The sequence below is a fragment of the Microcystis sp. M_QC_C_20170808_M9Col genome (assembly GCF_007095495.1).
Lineage (GTDB): Bacteria > Cyanobacteriota > Cyanobacteriia > Cyanobacteriales > Microcystaceae > Microcystis > Microcystis aeruginosa.
The window spans coordinates 1-3,314 of record NZ_SFBZ01000254.1; the positions used below are offsets into that span (position 1 = coordinate 1).

At 49.2% G+C, this 3,314-nt stretch carries 1 protein-coding gene and 1 tRNA gene; both read left to right on the forward strand.

Translation table 11 applies throughout. The features are described 5' to 3' along the window. The first annotated feature begins 736 nt into the window (after positions 1-736). On the forward strand, positions 737-2,563 hold the full coding sequence (locus EWV68_RS15280) for a peptidoglycan DD-metalloendopeptidase family protein (RefSeq protein WP_287170300.1): 1,827 nt from the start codon (positions 737-739) through the stop codon (positions 2,561-2,563). 91 nt (positions 2,564-2,654) lie between these two features. Next, a tRNA-Met gene (locus tag EWV68_RS15285) sits at positions 2,655-2,728 on the forward strand. Positions 2,729-3,314 lie beyond the last annotated feature (586 nt).

Consider the following 3,314-nt stretch of genomic DNA (forward strand, 5'->3'; position numbering starts at 1 on the left):
GGTAAGCAAAGCACGACGTTTTTAAAAATTTTCAGCTATGTATTTCCGAGAAATCGACTAAAAACGTTGCCAGATAAGGATTTGAGAGAATGACATTTGCGAGAATGAAACGACCCTACTCCAACGGGGGGGTTGCCTTTTGCATGAGTGCCTTTTGCCTGTCCTGATATGTAGCCTATACTCAACGGATTTAGTATGACAGCCTTTTTCTGATCAAGACGAAGTGTCACCTAATTGGCTATGGACGACCGACACCTCACACCCCACACCCTGCCCCCAGAAAAAATTTTTTCGGCAAACCCTATTTATCCGGTATTGACCTTGAATAGCCATCGTTGCTCCTTTCGAGCAGCGAATGATTAATAATTTCTTTCTAAACGGCAAAACAGATAAAAAATTTCTATCAAAAAACTGGCAAAAATTGGCAAGACGAAAAATGCTGATCAGCTTGGAACAACTGAGATAGAGCATCGTCAATCTGGACATTCAAAATGTCACCAACTTGCCGTGATCCCGATGCTAATAGTCAGAGGGAGACTTGCATAATTTCAAAATCTAAGTTAATCTCTCCTAAAAGTCACCTTTAGGTATTTTGACTAAAAAGAAAGTTGCCTAACTTCTACTCTAGCCTCAAGGCTAATGCTGAAAGCTAGAATCATCGGCTTAATCGACTGGCTCTAGCTAACTCTTTACACCACAGGAGGTCTGTTTGAAAGAGACTTTTATCCACAACCCCATGACATCCGCTACCCCAGAACAGAATTGCACTGCTGAGTCTAACCGAGTCCGTTGCTCGGCTGCCCTGCTGGGATTAGCACTCTCTCTGGGAGTACCTAGCATTCTCAACTCCACCTCAGAATCAGCCCAGGCCGCCAATTCTGTACCCTTAGAATGGGAAGTAATTGACCTGTCCCAAAAAGCAAAAGGTGCGGGTAAAGAACTAAAAGAACCGCAAATAATCCAATCCCAAGCACTTGCTACCGTCAAATTCATCGCCACATCAGTGGTTGAGCATCAGGTAAAACCAGGAGAATCCCTGTGGAGTTTAGCCGACACCTATCAAACCACCCCTACAGCGATCGCTACCCGCAATAATCTCCCCCCCCAATCCGATCTGATTATCGGACAAACCTTAAAAATTCCCACTCCTGAGCAGTTGCCCCCGGCAGCCCCGGCAGCAACTCCTGAGCAGTTGGATAGTTCCTCTGCTAGTCTGCGTCAAACCCGTCAACGTCTCCAAGAAAGTTTGGCCGCCCTACGGACCGAGGAAACCCCCCATCAGTCCGATTCCGGGGAAACAGTAATCGTCACCGAAACTACCGCTCTCGTTCCCGATAATTCGCCCACCGCTGTCGAGATTCCCGTTATTGCTCCCGAAGAATCGCCCCGACCAACCAGCCAGGTGATCCCGATTCCCGTTCCCACCCCTGAAAGCGATCACCCGATAGCCACAATTGCCGTTAATCCTCCCTTGACAAGCAGACCGGAAATTCCCAGCGTTGCCCTACGAAATCCGGCTCCTGTGACTGAAATTCCCGCCGTTCCCAATCCTCGGGTCATAGTTCCCCCAGAAAACCAAGTTTATCGGGTTCGGCCAGGGGATACCTTAAACACGATCGCTCGCGCTCTCGGCATCACCCCCGCCGAATTAGCCAGGGAAAACGGCATTGACAACCCCAACCGGATTAAAGTTAATCAAACCCTAGTGATTCCCGACCGCTCTGCCAACGCTAGAGTTAATCAAAATCTTACTCCCTTGTTCGGCGATCGCCAGAGATTGTCCTTTGACCCCAGCAATCGACAAAATTTGCCCGCCGCCACCGCCACCACGGAGACGGAAGAATTCCCCGAAAATATCACCGGCAGCTATCGGGAAAGATTGCGCCAAGAGGTGGCTAATCTGCGGGAAACTAACCTTTCGGAAACCCAGAAAAGTATCGCTATTCCCGTCGATAATCCCGCAGAAACCGTCGATGATCGGCAAATAACCCCTAATCCCCAATGGGCCGCCCTTCGTTCTCGTTCTAACCAAAGCACCCCCCCACAGATTATCGGTTCGGCTCCTACCAATGTGGAAGAATATAATGACCGCCTACGAATTCCCGTCGGCGAAACCGTAGAACCTTCCCTTCCTCCCCTCGCTAATCCCGATGAGTATTTACCTAATCCCACCCCCATTTTTACCGGCTTTATCTGGCCCACCAGAGGTGTGTTAACCTCCGGTTTCGGTTGGCGCTGGGGCAGACCTCATCGCGGCATCGATATCGCCGGTCCAGTGGGTACACCGGTTGTGGCGGCGGCCGCCGGTGAAGTAATCGCCTCCGGTTGGAATTCTGGCGGTTATGGCAATCTGGTGAAACTGCGTCACCCCGATGGTAGCACCACTCTCTATGCCCATAACAGCCGTCTGCTGGTGCGTCGCGGCCAAACTGTTCAGCAAGGCGAGCCAATCGCCCAGATGGGTAGCACCGGTTTTAGCACCGGCCCCCACCTACATTTCGAGGTTCACCCCTCCGGCCAGGGCGCAGTTAATCCCATAGCTTTCCTGCCAGGCAGACGTTAAAGATGCCCAGAAAGGGAAGAAAAAATCTTCCCTTTTTTGCTCTTGTGCAATTGGGTGATTGTGTGTTATGATTGATAACTGTGTAAACAACGGCTTAGTAGCTCAGTTGGTCAGAGCAGGGGACTCATAAGCCCAAGGTCGGCAGTTCAAATCTGCCCTGAGCCATCGGAATCAAGCTCCTCTTGGGAGCCTCCTGGCAATTCTACTGGCAATTTTTTGGCTCTTGTCGGGCTGAACGAAAGTTACCCCATACAATCGTTCCCTAAAAAAATGGGGAATCAGGCTCACTGCTTTGGGGGAATATATTTCGGGAAATCTGGCTGAAATTGCTCAGGCAATCCTGAAAAAGTCAATTCTTCTAGAGCATTATCTCGTTCCCCGGTTCTACCCGATAACTTATAACTGTTCCCTGAACACAGCAAAAATCTCCCCAACACCTGCCCCCCCCCCACCAAAGCCTTTTTTTGATTTCTGGAAATTCGCACCCATAAGTAGGGTTTGCTGAAAAAGCTTTTCGGTGGTGGCAGGGTGTGGCCCCCCCAACCCCCCCGACATCGTAGGGCTGTTTCATTCTCCCATCAGAATATCAAAAGTAAAAGCGATCACTGTCTTTGTAAAATGAGGAGTGACCCGCAACTTTTCAAATATATGTTGAGCTTAATAGAAAAACTGAAACAAGTCAAGGACTTTCGGAAAGATAAAGGAAAAAGACACCCTTTATGGATAGTATTAATAGTAATAATACTGGGAA